This window comes from Paenibacillus sp. LRG-1, assembly GCF_057220305.1.
Genome location: NZ_CM170126.1, coordinates 1,312,307 through 1,329,491 on the forward strand (window position 1 = coordinate 1,312,307; position 17,185 = coordinate 1,329,491).

The following is a 17,185-nucleotide window of genomic DNA, read 5'->3' on the forward strand; positions in this document are numbered from 1 at the left end:
AGGAGGAAAGAGATGGAATTTAGTTTGACGGATGGTAAAGGAAAAAAGTTTCAGTTTCCAGTAAATCCTGAGGAAGTGACGATCTCACGGCAAAAGGGATTTGATACAACGACGATTTTATCCTATGGGGAGTTTGACTTCCCACAAGGGGAGAAGGTGAAGGAAATCTCCTTCTCTTCTTTTTTTCCGAAAGAATACAATCCAGCGTATTGCACTTACAAAGATATCCCTGATCCTCAGGAGGCCATGAACACGTTGAATGGCTTTTTACTATCCAAGAACCCGCTACGTTTTATTATTACGGAGACAGCCGTGAATGTGCCAGTAATTGTGGCATCTCATAATTCGATCTTTCGCGGCGGCGAGTATGGGGATGTGAATTTTGATCTGTCACTACGGACCTGGAGTGATATGAAAGTTGCCAAAAAAGCTGGCGTCACGGGAAGTAAGGCGGCTGCGGTCAACAAAAAACCTCGCACAGATATGAAAGAAAAGAAAAAAACATATACGGTTAAGTCGGGTGATTCCTTGTCCAAAATTGCCAAGCTGGAGTTGGGGGACAGTTCGCAATGGAGTCGTATTTATCAGCTTAATAAAAAGGTCATTGGACAAAATCCGAATGCAATTAAACCGGGTCAAAAGCTGGTGTTATCATGAGCTACAAAGTCATTTTACAGGATAAATATGATTTATCTCCTCTCGTGGAGAACATTAATTTGAGGGATTCGCTGGAGCAAATCGCCTATCAGGGCACGGTCAATCTGGTCGTTACTCCGGATATGCCCGCCATTTCCCCTGGGATGTCCATTCGGGTTAGCGGAATTCCTTATGGCAAAAAGGATTATGTCCCCTTGCTGTCTCCAGCAGTGATCTGGGAAGTAGAAACCTCTAACAACGGGCTCAAACGTATGACGTTGACGTTATATGACCGTACAGTGTATTTAGACAAGTCCGAGGATGAATATTTACTCCCTGCTAAGCAGACGGCTACTCAGCGTTTTCAGAAGTATGCTAGGGACTGGAAGCTGAAAATCGCTTCATTGCCAGATACGAAAAAAACGCTGGGACGCGCCGTATACCGCACACAATCCATCTATTCTATGATGCTGGGAGATCTGCGCGAAACGGCAAAGGCGGGAGGGAAGCTGTATCATCCACGGATGATTTCTTCCGGGTTGGAGCTGTACGAGCTGGGAACGAACAAAGATGTGTATGTTTTGGAGAGAGTGACTGATACGACACAGTCCCGTACGCTGGAAGGTGCGGCCACAAGAGTGAAGGTACTGGCTACGGCTGCCAGTGAATCAGGCAATGAGGTACCGTCCAAGGTGATGGCGCTTGAGGAGAAGGACATTGCCAAATATGGGACACTTCAGGTGATTGTGCAGGATGACGAGGTCAAGTCTGGTGCAGCAGCACGTGAGTTGGCCAAAAGTAAGCTGAGAGGCATACAACAAACGATATCGGTAAATGCACCGGATATGAACACGATTCGAGCAGGAGACGCGGTAATGTTAGGCTCCATAAAGTTATTGGTCATTTCGGTGAGCAGGGAATTAGGTAACCCCGGCAGTATGTCGCTGGAGCTCGGAACGTATGACGATGTAAAAAGGAGGTTTTACCTTGAATAAGGACCCCTACGGGCATTTGGCGACCGCGCTGCAATCTTCATTTCATAAGCATACCAAGCAAGCACTGAGTGGAGTGGGCGCGGTATTAGGCACGATTACCTCCACGGGACTCAAGCTGGACGATTTTAAACATGAGCTTCAGGATTATCTGGTCGCGGAGTTGCCGGGACTGCTATCTGTACCACGCCATATGTATAAAGGCACCTCAACCGCAGTGGAATCGGAAAATTGGGAAGGCAAAGAGCTGAAAACTTCCTTTTATATCGGGGAAGACGAGCTGGAGGATGTGAATCTCAGTTTGAACGAAGGACTCAAGCCCGGAGATCGTGTACTGGCGGTTCGGGTGAATAGCGGCAATGATGTGGTAGTCGTATGCAAGGTGGTGAATGGACGTGGCTAATTTGTTTCCCGAAACGGATGATATGATCTGGACAGACACGGATATGACCGACCCGGATGTACTGGAGGATAACCGTGCAGTATTTGGTCGAAGCTGGCGGTTTGATTTTGAAGCTGGTGAGTTTGTTATGAGCCCTAGCCGTAAAATCGTGACTACAGGCGAGAAAGAAGCCTGGGTACAGTGGTGTGAAAAAGCGATTCGCACTCCTCGCTACCGGCATGTGATCTATTCGCCTGACTATGGGAGTGAGCTGGAGGAGCTGATTGGCAGCAGCTATGGGCACGGTGTGCAGGAAAGTGAAATTAAACGTATGGTCACGGAGGCGTTATTAGCAGATGCACGTACGGCTAGTGTGGATCAATTCACGTTTCGCTGGGAAGGTGAGGCATGCCATTTTAGCTGCCAGATTACGAACGTGCGAGACGAAACGGAAATTGTGGAAAGTGTGGTGATCTAATGGCAGACTTGCCGGAATATTTGGTAGACCAGACGGAAGAGGAAATTTTAAATCGGATGCTGGAAAAAGTGCCTTCGGACATGGATAAGTCCGAGGGCTCTTTTATTTGGGATGCGCAGGCGCCGGTAGCGTTTATGCTATCCGAAGCGGCAATCTGGGCGCAGGAGCTACTGCGACGTGGCTTTGCCAGCACTGCTGCCAGCGACAACCCGGATTTTCGCTCGCCAGAGCTGGATTTGCGGACAGCAGAGCATGGGGTGACACGGCGAGAAGCGGTTGCTGCCTCAGGTATGGTCACGTTTACGGGCACAGCGGGAACGACCGTCCCGGCGGGAACGTTGGTGGCGACCCCGGCAGATGATGTATCCGGGGAAGCTTCCATTGAGTATGCGACCACGGCATCGGTCACGCTGGATGAACAAGGTGCCGGGGAAGCGACTATTCGGGCGGTCAATCCCGGGCGCAGCGGTAATGTGCCTGCGGGTGTCATCCAAGTGATGGCAACCCCGGTTAGCGGGGTCGCCTCTGTGATCAATACGGAGGAAACCAAAAGCGGTACAGACGTTGAGAGCGACCAGTTGTTGCTGGAGCGTTTTTATGCCAAGGTGCGGAACCAGGGTACCAGTGGCAACAAGGCGCAGTATACCCAGTGGGCGAATGAGATTGCTGGAGTTGGTGGCGTAGAAGTAGTTCCTCTCTGGAAAGGGCCGGGAACAGTAGGATTATATGTGCTGGACACGGATAAACGCGCGGCCAGTCCGGATATCGTGGCTGCGGTGCAGAAGTATATTGATCCGACTCAGGATGGACAAGGCGAAGGGCTGGCACCAGCGGGCCCTGTGGTGACGATCATGCCAGCGGCAGAAGTGGAGATTAACATCTCAGTCAAGGTACAGCGTACCAAAGAGAAGCCGTCCACACTGGATGAAATCAAAAAGCTGATTGAAAGCGGTGTGCGGACGTATTTGAAGCAGCTTGCTTTTTACAAGGAAGACCCGTTGGTACGATATACCCGGATTTCTGCTGTGCTGCTGGACATTCCGATTATTATTGATTTCTCTGAACTGAAAATCAATGGACAGAGCAATCAGAATATTGAGATTGGATCAGGTCAGGTGGCAGTGCTGGTGACGGTGAGCGTTAGTGAGTAACAATGGAACGAACAGCTTTGAAGATTTATTGAACAATCCAGAGCAGGAAAAACGTGCAAACCGTATTGACAATTTTGTTAATCGGGTAACTATAGCGGGAGATACATTGGGCCAAATGAGCAGCGAGCGGGGATGCGAGCTGCTTTCCTATTTGCCTGCCTATTATGAAACCTCACGTGTAATGCGTTCCGATATGGATGCTAAAGGAAGCGAATTGGACGCTTTGTATCTTGCAATGGATGCAACGGTGGGACAGTTTTTCGTACGTACCGCCACGTGGGGGTTGGAACGCTGGGAAATGGAGCTGGGGATTGAAACCGATCTGACGAAGCCATTGGACCAACGGCGTGCGGTGGTGGAGTCGAAGCTGCGAGGGGCAGGAACTTTTTCCGGCCGGCTTGTCAAAAATGTAGCGGAGGCGTATGACGGAGGCACTGTAGATGTTATCTTTCATCCCGCCGAATGGGGATTTACCGTCAAATTTATGGATACCATCGGGATTCCGCCTAACGTGGAGGATCTTAAAGAAGCCATTGAGGAGATCAAGCCCGCCCATATGGCGGTGGAGTACAAATTACGCTACCTGACCATTGCTGAAGTTGAGTCTATGACCCTCTATGAAAATGAACATACAACACAGGATAGATATTTAGGAGGTGGCGCATAACATGGCAAGCGAAAAAACACCAAATCTTGGCTTAAATCAAATCGACCGCACATCGCCCAAAACCACGTATTTTGATCTGGAGAAGTATTTGGACCAAAATTGGCGCGCTGTAGATGATTTTGCAGGTGATGTGAATGATGGTGTGAATGCGATCAAGAAGCGTCTGGATACGACGGAGCGTAAGGCGGTAACTCTCGAACCTGGGGTGCAGATGGTTCATGCGGAAAAGGCATCTCCGTTTTCGCTGACGGGGCTGAACGGGCGCACGTTGGTGAATTTGTTGGGAAGATGGGGAAATTTGAGTAGATTAATGGGGGTAACACCGTATCAAGCCGATATAAAGCTAGATACTTTGAATAAAGGGACAATGCCTAATTCGTTAAAAGTAACGATCAAGCCTGGATATACCGTTGGAGTTGGGTTTTATAGTAATTTTAAATTTTTAGCTGGGAAATATTATGTTGCAATTGTAAGAGCGAAAGTAGGTAACGCTACAGATGCAGGAATCTCGGCTCCGAATGCTCTGGTAGAATCGAAAGTTATAGTTACGGATAAGACTAAATTTGCTACAGCTTGGCTTAGGCTGGCTCCTACCAGCGATATTATTACTAACATAGATTTGGTAACACAGGGTACTGTAGGACAGTATTCTTATTTTGAGGCTGCGCGTATCTATGAGATTTCTGCAGCAGAATATACAGCATTAGCAACGATGACTGACGATCAAATTGACAACAAATATCCTTATGTGGATTGTGTAATGCCTGTACGTAATCCATATGCAATTCGGTATGGGGAGAATCTGCTTCCAGCATTTTATGAGTGGTCAAGAACAGGGCATACAGTATTTATCTCTGATGCCTACACTACGAGTGGGACACTTGTTTCAGGAGCTATCGGAACGGATGCCTACATGGTTTACTACCACGATGCTGTTCCGAACTTAGAATACACCTTGACAAATCCAGCGGATAGCAATGGCTTTATACGGATATCAACATTCGATAAAAATGCGGTTCGACTGCAGGGGATGTTTGTAAAGCCTGGGGAGTCCAAAACTATTAAGTTAGGCCCCTCAGCGGTACGCATGGGTATAAATATATCAGGGGTCACCTCCTATACCGATGAATTCGATACAAACCAATGGACATGGGCTGCCGGAACTGTACGCAATTTTAAAAAACCTATGCTCAACATCGGCAACACAGCTAAACCATTCAAACCACGTGAAGACTCCATGTTGGCCTTACAAACAGACCTGTACGCCGACCCGGTTACAGGAGCAAATGCTGATACGGTGTTTGAAAAAGATGGGCAATATTTCAAAAGTAAAAAATGGCGCGGTGTGACGTTGGACGGTTCTCTGGCATGGATGTATGGGGATGCAATTGCGGCAGGAATGAAACAGGTTAAAGTGGTTGGCTTGGTTACTGGAGGTATTGCAGCAAGCGGTACTGCGACTAAGTATGACGGTAAGATAATACTACAAGGCTCCACAGGGAGCGTTGCTGATACAAATGCCGTTACAGGAGCAGGGGATTTTTATATCTCTATCCCAAACACTGACAGCGGATGGGGAGACAACTACACACCGACAGCAGACGAGATTAAGGCGTATTTTATGGGATGGAGGATGTATCCAGATAAACAGGATGCCGCAACAGCTCTCTATAACGACTCATTAGGAGTTGTTAAATATTGGGCGTATAGACTGGATGGAGTTACAGCTCTAGGCGGTGGTGGTATGGGTGGAGCTACTACTACCGTACCAAGCACGCAAGCACCAAACTGGACGCCGTATCAACTCGTATACCAACTTGCAACGCCTACCGTGGAGCCTATCATAAGTGAGGGGCAACTGACCTTTACTGAGGGTGAAAATCAGGTTGAAGTAGGTACAGGGATTGTATTGCGGGAACCTTCAAAGCCTGTGCCGTACCAAGAGGGTGCGCAGATTACGAATAGGTGGGCTATGAATAAGCTTACTTCCAGTTGGCCTAATCCTTTTAAAAACTTACCGCGTAGAGCGTTACAGGTGTACGGAAATGGATTTAGCGAGCCTTTCAACACAGGAACTACAGGTGATTTAGCAAATTGGTATGGCGGTGTTTATATAGACCAGTTGTATGCATATGCTCCTGAAAAGTCATACAGTGTCACATACCTTATGGCTGCACCATCACTAGTCGTACCATTCACAGGCAGCTACGTAGCCAACGAAAAAACACTACTTGCAGACTTGGTAGACAGCGTACAACAAAACACTGCGCGAGTGTCGGTGCTGGAGAACAAGAAGGCTGACAAAGACAGTATGCCTGTAAGATATTACCCAACTTTAATTAACGGGTGGGCAAAATATTTTGATTACAGCCCTTCATTTTACAAAGATTCGTCGGGTGTAGTCCATTTAGAAGGCATTGTTCAAAACGGGGTTATGGACAAAGCTATTTTCGTGCTTCCTATAGGTTTTAGGCCTAAAATCAGTCCTTTGGTAAACGGGGTAGCCTCTCACAACCAGACATCGAGCAGTCGCATTGAAGTAGGCGCAGACGGTCAAGTGATTGTATACAACGCTAGCTCTGTATGGACTAATTTGAGTGATGTGTCATTTTTAGCTGAACAATAAAGGAGGGAAACGCATGAAAGCAGTACCTAAAGTAAATACAGACGGCCTCTATCTGGAGGACGAGTTGGTGGACGATGCCTTTTCGGGTGTCGTCCCTTTTTATGCTCCATCTTCACTCACGCTATCTGATACAGACCAACAGCAAGACATCTATGTGCTTACTGCCGATAAATCGAGTGCTATTGATGAAACGAATTCAGAAAACATCCCTGCTGGCTACACGGTAGCAATCCCAGTTCCACCAGGTCTATATCATCCTCGTTTTGATTTCCAAGGCTGGCTGGCCTATGAAGCAGAATATAACGAAACTCTGATTGAGGCCCAGAAGAAGTACGAGCAAATTAATAAGGAATCGCAAGCTTCATTTCAGAAGCTACATGATGAATGGCAAAACAAGCTGGAAAACGAACGTGGAGACGAACCTATATATTCTGCTCCGGCTTTTGCGACTCCAGAACGAAGAGATCCAACGACGTTCTGGAGTGAAGGATTAAGTGCCGAGGCGATTAAGGAACTGACACAAAAAGCAGAGCAACAGCCAAGTGAGACAGATCAATTGAAGCAACGTATTGCAGATCTCGAAGTAACGCTGACCCAGCTCATGCTTGGTAACAAAGGAAAATAACATGTACTGACTCCTGTTTAGCCGCAAAATTCTTATTTAAAAGAGGTGAAGTCATAACTATGACTGCTTTAGCAGAGACTCAATTGCGTATTTGTGCTTATGCTTGTGTTGCCCGCTATGATCGGGGAGAAGGTAATATAGCAGCTATCATTGGAAGCTACGCTTTAGATGAAAAACAACGTAAACAAGTGAAGAAAATGATTTTATACCATCGTTCTGATCTGGTATTGGACAACGTAGAGGAATCGTCATCTATGGAGGTTTCCAGTGCACAGCGAGAACCGGTTAAATGGTATAGCTCTATTTTTCGTAAAAAAACGGTATAGAGCAGAGAGCAAAAATGCCTGTACTCAAAGGAGGAGCGAGCATGTATGAAAGAATGGATCTGATTATAATGGGTTTCTCCAAGTTGAAAATGAACAGACAAAGCAATCCTTTTATAACGATTCAATTCGGTCAGGGGGTAGAGCTGGGGATGGTGAGTGTGGATGGATATTGACGAAAAAAAAGAATCTGTTATCCAAGATGTAACCGATGATTTTAGTAATCGAATGTTCTGTTCGCGGGGACCGGAGCTATTTTCCTATCTTCCTGCCTATTACGAAACATCCCGTGTTATGCACGTCGATATGGATGCAAAGGGTAGCGAACTAGATGCTCTATATCTCGCGTTGGATGATACGTTAGCTCAGTTTTTTGTTCGTACCGCCACTTGGGGGCTCGAACGCTGGGAAATGGAGTTGGGTATCCAAACCCATTTGGAAAAGCCGCTGGAACAGCGGCGATCTGTTGTGGAGTCAAAACTTCGTGGAAGCGGCAAATTTTCAGGGGATTTAATACGGAAAATCATGAACTCTTTTGATGTGGAAGGGGAAGTAGACTTTCATCCGACGGAATATAAGTTCAGTATAAGCTTTAAAAATCGCATCCCTGAAAATATGATTGATTTCAAAAAGATCATTGAGGATATTAAGCCTGCTCATCTTGCTTTTTATATGAATAACAAAACCAGGCTTGCATTTCTTCATGAAAATGAAATAGTTTCTCGTATTCGATTACGTTCGAGAGTTCGCTTTTTGGGTGGAAGGCCATGGTATTTAGATGGTGTCGAGTTACTGAACGGAATAGCTTCTTTGTCCGGGTGGACAGAGGAACCTATGCGTTATTTGAACCGTTCAAAAATGGTCATCAAGCATCGAGTGGATCATCATCAGGAAGGCAGAATGAAAATTCGAGATCATTATTGGAAGTTAGATGGAAGTATGAAGCTGGACGGTAGTCAGATGTTAAGCTCAACCGAGAAAGTCATTTCAATCTAAACCAATATAACTTTTATTTTTAAGATAGAAAGGATGGTAAGTATGGCAGAACAAGTTTTGACAGTCACGACTGCATATGCAAGGGAACAAATGGCTCGTGCCCGCGCTGAGGGAGGGACGCTGACAAAAGTAGTAAAAATGGCATTTGGTAACGGAGGTGTGGATCAAGCAGGGAAACCACTGCCTTTGAATGGAACAGAACAGGTGTTGAAAAAGGAACTGGTTCAAAAGGATATTACGAGCTTTGAATTCATTGCCCCTGCGACAATCCGCTATATCTGCTCACTTGCGGAAACTGAATTGGCGGGAGAAACGATTAATGAGCTTGCTTTAGTAGATTCAGCAGGTAAGCTGACAGCCGTTCGTACGATGAGTAACAAGGTCAAGGATAGTGATATGGAGTTTGTTTTCGAAATTGATGACATTTATTAAGGAGGATGAAGAAGTATGAGTATACAACAGCCACGCAGATTTGTTACTACCGACCAAGGACATGCGGACGTCCTGAATGGACCGATTGATACCCTTTATGCTAACGATCTGGAATTGGCCGCACAGGTTGAAAATATCAAAAAGGACCCGGCTGGAAACGGTGTTGCTTCTAAGGAAGCGTTAGACAATCATGCCAGCAATACAGAGATCCATGTTACAGCAGCCAAGCAAGCGGTATGGAATGCAGCGGAAGCCAATGCCAAACAATATATTAGGGATTACGCAGCACCCAAGGCGCATACGCATCCTGCATCGGATTTACCATCTGCTTCTACGCAGGCTAGGGGGATTGTGCAGCTTAATACATCTACCGGAAGCACAGCTACAGATCAGGCAGCTACTCCCAGTGCGGTAAAGGCAGCTAATGATCGAGCGAATGAAGCTTACAGCCGGGCAGACCAGGCTTTTACGCAAGCCGTTGATTTTAAAAATAAAATCGTAGGCGCGATCAACGGCAAGTTCGGAGGCGCCAATCCTGACATGAGCAGCGATCAGATAGCAACAGTAATTACAAATGCACCTATAGTGAAATATGCCGAAGGGACAATAGTCCGGAATGGGGATAATATAAGTGTAAATGATGGCTATGATATAGGTCTACCTGCCACGGCTTCTGTATCGTATACAATTCCGGTGGCATTTACCGTAAGTAAAATATTTGTTTACTTATTGGGATATGCGTACTTCCATTCCGGTGGTTGGAATGGCAAGGCCATGCCGAGTGGAATCTCACTGGTAACCCCTAATTCGAATGGTCGATTATCCAATGAGGTCGGTGAATTCATCTTAAGTATAAACTCAAGTAATCTACTTACGGTCACAATGAATATGAGTTCTGGCACTACGACAAGTTCAACCGGAAGGTATTATAAATTAAATAACATTCAATGGTGGGCAATCGGTTAAAGGAAAGGTGTGATGGAATCAACGGTTGACGACAGCTTTGGATTTTATCCTCAATAAAAAAGGCTATCTAGGGAGCAGGTAGGAGTTTTGCAGTTGGAATATGGACTCTATTTTTAGGCTGTCCTGAATTATGAGGGGAAGTGGCATCATGAATGAACAAATCTGAAAATCCTTTGCAACCAAATTTGTACATCTTATCCTTGCTGACCGCCGTACTGTTGAAGACGCCAGAAGCATTGCATGAACTCATAAGGCTTATATTAATGAAGTAGTGCCAGTTATACAGGTGGAAGAACGAGCAACATCGCAAAATTTATTACTCACACGCTCACACAGAGCGTGTTTTTTTATGCCCTTGGATCAGTTCAAGGGCATTCATTTTACACCTTGGTTCAAAAGGGGGAACAAATATGCATGAAAAGATCGATCAGATTTGGCTGGGGCTATCCACGGGGACCTTGATCGGTTATTTTTTTGGGGGGTGGACCACAATGTTGACGTTGCTGTGGTGGATGGTCGTGATCGACTTTTTCACCGGATGGGCAGCGGCCTGGATTAATGGGGAGCTAAAAAGCCGCCAGGGGTATTACGGTATTTTTCGCAAGGTTACCGTGTTTTTGCTCATTACGGTAGCTCATCTAATCGACGGTATTCTCGGGGATGCACATTACTTCCGGGATGCCGTCGTTTTCTTTTATTTAGCGAACGAGCTGTTGTCCATTATTGAAAATGTGGGCAGAATGGGAGTGCCGATGCCGGATATTTTGCGGAATGCGGTAGCTATTTTTGAGTCCAAGTCGAGTGGAGAAAAAATAAAGCCAACCGACCCTTCCGACAAAGAAAATAAAGCTTCATAAAGTGCCACTAGTGGCCACTACCAAAATAGGCAGACTACCTTTTCGCCCTTTTTTCGGTGTAAAAGTGGAAAAGCCCAGACCGTATGGATGGTCCAAGCATATGGATAACAGAGACAAAGTGAGCTACAACATTATGAATGATAAGGAGGGAACGCCTTATGCAGAATCGCAGCCCTAACGCTGCCGAAGGCATTGACGTATCCCGATATCAGGGAACGATTGATTGGAAACGTGTACGAGCCGATGGTAAATCGTTTGCCTTTATTAAAGCGAGTCAAGGACAGCGTTACGTCGATCCGACATTTATCACGAATGCAAAAGGGATCAAGGCAGCCGGGATTCTCCTGGGAGCTTACCATTTTGTAGATGCAACTAGTGTAAACGCAGCAAAAGCGGAAGCCAGGCATTTCGCCGAGGTGCTGGATCAGATGGGGGGTGCGAAAGCGCTGGACTTACCAGCGGTGATGGATTACGAAAATAATCCGGGAGGGCTTAGCTCGGCCGCGATTCATGAGGTTGCGTTGGCATTTGTAACGGAATTTGAACGGGTAAGTGGCCGTAAGCCGATGGTATATACAGGGAATGCTTTTGCTGCCCATTTCAAAGCGCCATTGGGTAGTTATAAGCTGTGGATTGCGCGTTATAGTACACGGGTGCCCGGCGACACCACGGCATGGAAGCGCTGGGACTTTTGGCAATACAGCGATAGTGGACGGGTTGATGGAATTCAAGGGCCGGTTGACCTAAATGTATACGCCGGAACAGAGGCCGAGCTACGCCAAGCATTTGCAGGAGAAGAGGGGGATGAGCCAATGACAGCAGAGGAAAAAGCGGCATTTAAAGCCCTGCAGCAGCAGGTCGCTGCCCTTGAAAACAGCAAAGATGTGCTCAAGCAGACGTTGAATGAACAGAGCGCTTATATTAAAAAAGTGGATCAGCGAGTAGCTGAACTGGAGGCGCATCAGGCTATGCCAGTACCGACCTGGGCGAAGGAAGCGATGGCTGCCGCTGTTGCATTTAATCCGGCAAGCCCGATTGTGGATGCGAAACTGCCAAGCAGTTACGATTTTTATCGCTTACTGGTCGTACTGAACCGTCTGGGTGTGTTTAAAACAACCAAATGATCTTCGAAAGAACTCATTCACTGCCAATCCCACTTTTATATGAAATGAGTAAAGCAGTTACGCCCGAAGTCTAAATAGACAGGCGGTTGAAGGCAACCGCCTGCCCTTATTGCACCCTTATTCGAAAAGCAATTCAATATCCTCTTGGCTAATCCGAGCAGATTCAAAGTCCGAAGGAGTGAAGTGAACATTCTGCTGACTAAGTGTAAAATCAATCACACGGTGTAGAGTTTGGACATACATATGCATAAATTCGGTTATACTTTCTTTTTCAAACATTGTTGTGCTGTACATCATATGGACCACCAACTGGTCGTTAACAATCAGGCTGTTGATTTCGATGCCAGCCGTTAGATGATTGGCGTAGTCCACATCTTGAAGGCCTGGAGTATGCTTATATACATAGTCTGAACTCTGACTTTCGTGATCGAACTGTCCCAGATAATTGAAGCGTAGGGGACGAATCTTTTTACTTTTTTCAATAGCTCCTTGCATGTATTTTAAAATGCCATAACCGATACCCTGTTGGGGAATGCGTCGGCGCAGTTCCTTGACATATGCAATGACACTGCCTATTTCTGTACCTGGCACTTGAATACGTAAGGGATGTAACGCCGTAAACCAGCCAACCGTTCTGGATACGTCTACGTGATCCAGGCTCCTTCCGTGATGCTCAACCTCATAAGTGAAATCGTCCAACCCGATCCATTCCTTTACACTTAACGCCAAGGCAGCTAGCAGTAAATCCACAGGCTCAGTATGATAGACCTGATTCGCCTTGGTGAGCAGTTTGTGAGTATGGGCAGGGGAAAGTTCTCCTTCGACGACTGCACATGAAGCATAGTTTACGGTAGTGGATGGCTGGCTTGTGATGAATGCTGGAAAATGGTCGTTGCCGCCCTCCATTTCATTCCAAAAATCAAGCTCCTCCCGTAGATCCGCAGTAGTGGAATAATGATGAAGCTCCTTGGCAAAGGTTTGAACAGAGGCTGTTTTTCTTGAAAAATGTACCTCCTTGCCTTCTTCTAAGGCATGATAAGCCTCCAATACATCCTCCAATATAATTCTCCAGGAAACTCCATCTACAACTAGATGATGCGCAGTGATGAACAATTCCGAGGTTCCTTGTCCGTGATCGAATATAGCTGCTCGAATAGGAAGACGGTGGGACAGATCGAAACCGGATTGCAAGCTATGCACCAGCTTATTGAATTCATGCTGCCAAGCCTCTGCTGAAATAGGCGTCATGTCATAACAATCCAGCTTGAACGGGATTGCAGTGAGTTCCGGGTTATAAAATAACTTGCCATCCGGGTGTATGCTCATCCTTAAAGCATCGTGATGTTCAATTACTTTGTGAAATGCCTTTTCTAGAGCAGAACGATCCATTTCATTTTTCAGCAGAAGCAAGACCGATTGATTATAGTGATGAGGATTATGAAATGACTGCTCCATAAACCACAAGGAGATCGGTGTAGGCTGAATTTCTCCGCTGACGGGAGCTGAAGAATCGTACAGTCGGCTCTTTTGGCGTGTGTAATGAGCAAGCTCTGCTATACTGGGATGCGCTAAGACATCCTGTACACCCACTTCCAAATCATAGTTATTTAATTTGGAAGTCATCTGGATCGCTTTAATAGAGTCTCCGCCCAGTGCAAAGAAATTATCGTGGATACCTATGGTAGACGTATGGAACAGCTCTTCCCAAACCTGCACGAGAATGCTTTCCACCGTATTATGGGCTTCCTCATATATGTCAGTTAATCCAGAGGACACGTCTGGTACAGGAAGCTTTTGCTTGTCCACCTTGCCATTGGATGTAAGCGGGATGATTTCCAGCTGGAGTATGTGGCTTGGTACCATATAATGGGGAAGACAAGCATGTAAATAATCTTTGAGAAGCTTGGGAGAGATAGCACGATCAGATACATAATAGGCACACAAAACGGGATATCTATTCGCATCGCCTGTTTCCACAACGTTTACGACAGCATGCTGGATGTCAGGATAGGAGGATAAAGCTCCTTCAATCTCACCCAGCTCGATACGAAAGCCTCTGATTTTGACTTGGTTATCATTTCGGCCAAGGTATTCGATCAGGCCATTTTCCAGCCGTATCCCCATGTCACCGGTTTTATACATTCGTTCGCCAGGAACAAAAGGATTATCGAGAAACCTTTCTTTTGTGAGTTCCGGTCTGTTCAGATATCCTCTTGCCACTCCATGACCGGAAATGTAGATTTCTCCTTTTACCTGCATAGGAACAGGCTTTAAATGCGCATCCAGCAAATATACAGCCACGTTATCGGAAGGAACGCCGATGGGAACGGATCTTCTGCTATCCCGGTCTGCATCATAAATATGGATCATGCAGCCTACAACGGTTTCCGTAGGTCCGTACTCATTGAACAGGGCAATACTTCCGCCAAACTTGGCATGAATGTTGTGAGCAAGACTGACTTTGAGATCTTCTCCTCCTACGATGCATTTGCGGACGCTCGATGTACGAATGTCCGACTCTTGTAGAAGGGACAAGTGTGCGGGAGTTAGCTTTACAATGGTTGTACGTTGGTCTTTCATCATGCGGAACAATACAAATTCCCCTGGATCATTATCCCTATAGAGGTTGATGGCATGGCCGCTGATTAATGGGGTGAATATGGAAGTGACGGTCAGGTCAAAGGCTATTGATGAATAACAGGCAAAGACTTCATGAGTTGCGGACAAGTAGGTTTTATTCGCCCACCATATGTAATTAACAAGTCCTTTGTGGAGAACTGCCACTCCTTTAGGTTTGCCTGTGGAGCCGGAGGTGTAAATCACATAAGCGAGCTGGTTCGGTCCGCTTTGTGGCTTCAAATTCGAGCAATCTCCATGGTACAGGGATGCATCGTCTATACGATAAACTCCTCTGGAAAATGAAATATCATCATTCAAAGGTGCATCGGTAAGAAGCAAAGCAGCCCCGGAATCCTCCAGCATATAGCTAACACGGTCAGCTGGATAGTGAGGATCTATAGGCAGATAGGCCCCACCTGATTTCAACACAGCTAAGATCGAAATGATAAGCTCAAATGAATGCCCAGCCATGATCCCCACGATACTCTCTTGCCCAATACCACGGCTTTTTAAAAACCTCGCCAGTTGGTTAGCTTGTTCATTTAACTCACGATAGGTTAATGTGTGCTCTTCAAAGTAACAGGCAATATTAGTAGCTTTTTCAACGACTTGCTGCTCAAATAACTGAGTAATGGTTAGGGACGAGGGATAGGAAGAACGTGTTTGATTCAGCCCATAGATCAGCTCATTTTGTTCCTGCGGAGATAGCATTTCAATTTCCGCAATCGGGGTCTGTGGCTGCTCGATCATCTCGCGAACGATATGAATGATATACTCAAACATTTTTGCGATCTGCGTCTCACTGTAAGAATTCACTTTATAGTCAAAGTCCAGCGTAATTCTTCCGCTCCCCTCCCAGTCACGAATAACCAGTTGCAGCGCATAAGGTTGATAACCACTGAAAACCTCCTGAACTTCATAGGGACACCCATCAAATTGGGGACTAAATTTCATATTGTAATAATTAACGCACATATCAAACAGACTGTTATATCCTTTTTGAGCAAGCTCTAGGTCACTAGCTAGAAGATCATATGGATATTTTTGGTGAAAATAAAAATTCATCAGCTCTGCCCCCACATGCTTCATCAAAGAGCAGGCATCTAAAGCTGCATCCAGTTGGATGCGAAACGGCATGGTGCTGGTGAACATACCAAACGTATTTTTTTGTTTTTTGCCCGATCTGTTTAGGACTGGAGTCCCGATCACCACATCGGTTTCTTGAGTCGTCCGGTAGATGTAAAGCAGAAGGGCGGATACGAATAATACGTTTACAGAAAGTTTGGAGCTTTGGATAAAGGTCTGAATGATACGTGAAGTTTCACTGTCGATGGCAAAGGACGTTCGAACGGCCGAAATATCTTTGCTTTTGTTGATAGGTATCATGTCGGGTAAGGTTTGGAATTTTTCATGCCAGAATATTTTATTTTTAATAAAACGCTCAGATGTTAAATAGGCTTGTTCTTGATCAATGATAGGTATGTAGGAATATTCTTCATCAGCAGGCAGGGGGCTGTGGTTAACCAGTAGTGTATAATACTGCGAAATTCGTTCAGACACGATATGTAAGGCCCAACCGTCTGCAATAATATGATGAAATTGACCCAAATAACCAACATCACCAGGCCCAAGTTTAAAAGTAACAAAAGAATACAGTTTGGCATTCAACAGAGGCATAACCTGTCCACTCACAGCCTTCAGCCATTGTTCAAAATGAAGTAACGGATCAGGCTCATGACTAAAATCAATACATGCGATCTGCTCCTTTTCATAGGGCTTCACGTACTGTACGGGTTCTCCATTTTGCTCTTCGATCTGGATGCGGAGGCCTTCCGTTTTGGAAATGAAGAGTTGAATCGCTTTCTCCAGCGCGTCAAACTCTAGTTCCTTTTGAATGCGTACAAGTCCGGTCAGATTGTGCATGGCTGTCGTACCATATATTTTCTCGTTATACCAAACTCTTTTTTGAGAATGTGTTAGTGCATAGAACATCCATTAGCCTCCTTATACATGCAGATATTGAAAAACATAGAGTCTACATAAAAATGATCCTAGCCCACCCAATAAAAACAATCAAGCAGAAAAAATGTATTTTTAAACAAAAAATAAAACGGATTTTCGACAATTTTATTCCAATTTAAAAAGGCGAGTTCCCTTTAAAAGGTTTCCGTAGGTTTACAATGGAATTTTTAAAAAAGTGTGAATTAGCTCACTACATCCGATATGGATGAAATGTTAAGGTGTTAATACAATTTCGATAATATTGATAAATATTAATTTATTAAGTATTTCTGGTAATTGACTCTCCGAT

At 45.5% G+C, this 17,185-nt stretch carries 16 protein-coding genes; 15 read left to right on the forward strand and 1 reads right to left on the reverse strand.

Features of this window, described 5'->3' with window-relative positions:
- Positions 1 to 12 precede the first annotated feature (12 nt).
- The 15 genes from ACUUJN_RS05840 (at position 13) to ACUUJN_RS05910 (ending at position 12,255) form a co-directional block, all read left to right on the forward strand.
- Positions 13 to 657, forward strand: coding sequence for a LysM peptidoglycan-binding domain-containing protein (locus ACUUJN_RS05840; RefSeq protein ID WP_061830304.1), 645 nt, complete (start codon positions 13 to 15; stop codon positions 655 to 657).
- Positions 654 to 1,631 (forward strand): XkdQ/YqbQ family protein, encoded by a 978-nt coding sequence (locus tag ACUUJN_RS05845; protein ID WP_053324821.1) that lies wholly within the window; start codon positions 654 to 656, stop codon positions 1,629 to 1,631. The genes ACUUJN_RS05840 and ACUUJN_RS05845 overlap by 4 nt, the downstream gene beginning before the upstream one ends.
- Positions 1,624 to 2,031, forward strand: coding sequence for a hypothetical protein (locus tag ACUUJN_RS05850; protein ID WP_023987380.1), 408 nt, complete (start codon positions 1,624 to 1,626; stop codon positions 2,029 to 2,031). The genes ACUUJN_RS05845 and ACUUJN_RS05850 overlap by 8 nt, the downstream gene beginning before the upstream one ends.
- Entirely contained in the window at positions 2,018 to 2,488 is a 471-nt protein-coding gene (locus tag ACUUJN_RS05855) for a DUF2634 domain-containing protein (RefSeq protein WP_081047455.1), read from the forward strand. The genes ACUUJN_RS05850 and ACUUJN_RS05855 overlap by 14 nt, the downstream gene beginning before the upstream one ends.
- Positions 2,488 to 3,639: a baseplate J/gp47 family protein gene (locus tag ACUUJN_RS05860; RefSeq protein WP_484669378.1), complete on the forward strand. Its 1,152-nt coding sequence runs from the start codon at positions 2,488 to 2,490 to the stop codon at positions 3,637 to 3,639. The genes ACUUJN_RS05855 and ACUUJN_RS05860 overlap by 1 nt, the downstream gene beginning before the upstream one ends.
- The gene (locus tag ACUUJN_RS05865) at positions 3,632 to 4,306 is read left to right on the forward strand and encodes a YmfQ family protein (RefSeq protein ID WP_484669379.1); all 675 of its coding nucleotides are present in this window, start codon (positions 3,632 to 3,634) and stop codon (positions 4,304 to 4,306) included. The genes ACUUJN_RS05860 and ACUUJN_RS05865 overlap by 8 nt, the downstream gene beginning before the upstream one ends.
- 1 nt (position 4,307) lies before the next feature.
- Positions 4,308 to 6,932, forward strand: a complete 2,625-nt coding sequence (locus ACUUJN_RS05870; protein WP_484669380.1) for a hypothetical protein — start codon at positions 4,308 to 4,310, stop codon at positions 6,930 to 6,932.
- Positions 6,933 to 6,945: 13 nt separating this feature from the next.
- Positions 6,946 to 7,557: a hypothetical protein gene (locus ACUUJN_RS05875; RefSeq protein WP_484669381.1), complete on the forward strand. Its 612-nt coding sequence runs from the start codon at positions 6,946 to 6,948 to the stop codon at positions 7,555 to 7,557.
- Between the two features lie 59 nt (positions 7,558 to 7,616).
- A complete protein-coding gene (locus ACUUJN_RS05880) occupies positions 7,617 to 7,883 on the forward strand; it encodes a hypothetical protein (protein WP_484669382.1) in 267 nt (88 codons plus the stop codon).
- 41 nt (positions 7,884 to 7,924) lie between these two features.
- On the forward strand, positions 7,925 to 8,056 hold the full coding sequence (locus ACUUJN_RS05885) for a hypothetical protein (protein ID WP_256253340.1): 132 nt from the start codon (positions 7,925 to 7,927) through the stop codon (positions 8,054 to 8,056).
- A gap of 52 nt (positions 8,057 to 8,108) precedes the next feature.
- Complete coding sequence (locus ACUUJN_RS05890) at positions 8,109 to 8,876, forward strand: putative phage tail protein (protein ID WP_484669737.1); 768 nt, start codon at positions 8,109 to 8,111, stop codon at positions 8,874 to 8,876.
- Between the two features lie 42 nt (positions 8,877 to 8,918).
- Positions 8,919 to 9,308: a phage tail-collar fiber domain-containing protein gene (locus ACUUJN_RS05895; RefSeq protein WP_250272789.1), complete on the forward strand. Its 390-nt coding sequence runs from the start codon at positions 8,919 to 8,921 to the stop codon at positions 9,306 to 9,308.
- A 15-nt stretch (positions 9,309 to 9,323) separates the two neighbouring features.
- Complete coding sequence (locus ACUUJN_RS05900) at positions 9,324 to 10,274, forward strand: tail fiber protein (protein WP_484669383.1); 951 nt, start codon at positions 9,324 to 9,326, stop codon at positions 10,272 to 10,274.
- Positions 10,275 to 10,684: 410 nt separating this feature from the next.
- Positions 10,685 to 11,131 (forward strand): phage holin family protein, encoded by a 447-nt coding sequence (locus ACUUJN_RS05905; RefSeq protein WP_023987387.1) that lies wholly within the window; start codon positions 10,685 to 10,687, stop codon positions 11,129 to 11,131.
- Positions 11,132 to 11,289: 158 nt separating this feature from the next.
- Positions 11,290 to 12,255, forward strand: a complete 966-nt coding sequence (locus ACUUJN_RS05910) for a glycoside hydrolase family 25 protein (RefSeq protein ID WP_484669384.1) — start codon at positions 11,290 to 11,292, stop codon at positions 12,253 to 12,255.
- 117 nt (positions 12,256 to 12,372) lie between these two features.
- On the opposite strand, the gene ACUUJN_RS05915 is transcribed toward ACUUJN_RS05910, so the two are convergent.
- On the reverse strand, positions 12,373 to 16,866 hold the full coding sequence (locus ACUUJN_RS05915) for an amino acid adenylation domain-containing protein (protein WP_484669385.1): 4,494 nt from the start codon (positions 16,864 to 16,866) through the stop codon (positions 12,373 to 12,375).
- Positions 16,867 to 17,185 lie beyond the last annotated feature (319 nt).

Bases quoted from the DNA above. Each gene is read 5' to 3' on its own strand.
- ACUUJN_RS05840 (WP_061830304.1), top strand. From the start codon at position 13: ATGGAATTTAGTTTGACGGATGGTAAAGGAAAAAAGTTTCAGTTTCCA.
- ACUUJN_RS05845 (WP_053324821.1), top strand. From the start codon at position 654: ATGAGCTACAAAGTCATTTTACAGGATAAATATGATTTATCTCCTCTC.
- ACUUJN_RS05855 (WP_081047455.1), top strand. From the start codon at position 2,018: ATGGACGTGGCTAATTTGTTTCCCGAAACGGATGATATGATCTGGACA.
- ACUUJN_RS05860 (WP_484669378.1), top strand. From the start codon at position 2,488: ATGGCAGACTTGCCGGAATATTTGGTAGACCAGACGGAAGAGGAAATT.
- ACUUJN_RS05870 (WP_484669380.1), top strand. From the start codon at position 4,308: ATGGCAAGCGAAAAAACACCAAATCTTGGCTTAAATCAAATCGACCGC.
- ACUUJN_RS05875 (WP_484669381.1), top strand. From the start codon at position 6,946: ATGAAAGCAGTACCTAAAGTAAATACAGACGGCCTCTATCTGGAGGAC.
- ACUUJN_RS05880 (WP_484669382.1), top strand. From the start codon at position 7,617: ATGACTGCTTTAGCAGAGACTCAATTGCGTATTTGTGCTTATGCTTGT.
- ACUUJN_RS05885 (WP_256253340.1), top strand. From the start codon at position 7,925: ATGTATGAAAGAATGGATCTGATTATAATGGGTTTCTCCAAGTTGAAA.
- ACUUJN_RS05890 (WP_484669737.1), top strand. From the start codon at position 8,109: ATGTTCTGTTCGCGGGGACCGGAGCTATTTTCCTATCTTCCTGCCTAT.
- ACUUJN_RS05895 (WP_250272789.1), top strand. From the start codon at position 8,919: ATGGCAGAACAAGTTTTGACAGTCACGACTGCATATGCAAGGGAACAA.
- ACUUJN_RS05900 (WP_484669383.1), top strand. From the start codon at position 9,324: ATGAGTATACAACAGCCACGCAGATTTGTTACTACCGACCAAGGACAT.
- ACUUJN_RS05905 (WP_023987387.1), top strand. From the start codon at position 10,685: ATGCATGAAAAGATCGATCAGATTTGGCTGGGGCTATCCACGGGGACC.
- ACUUJN_RS05910 (WP_484669384.1), top strand. From the start codon at position 11,290: ATGCAGAATCGCAGCCCTAACGCTGCCGAAGGCATTGACGTATCCCGA.
- ACUUJN_RS05915 (WP_484669385.1), bottom strand. From the start codon at position 16,866: ATGTTCTATGCACTAACACATTCTCAAAAAAGAGTTTGGTATAACGAG.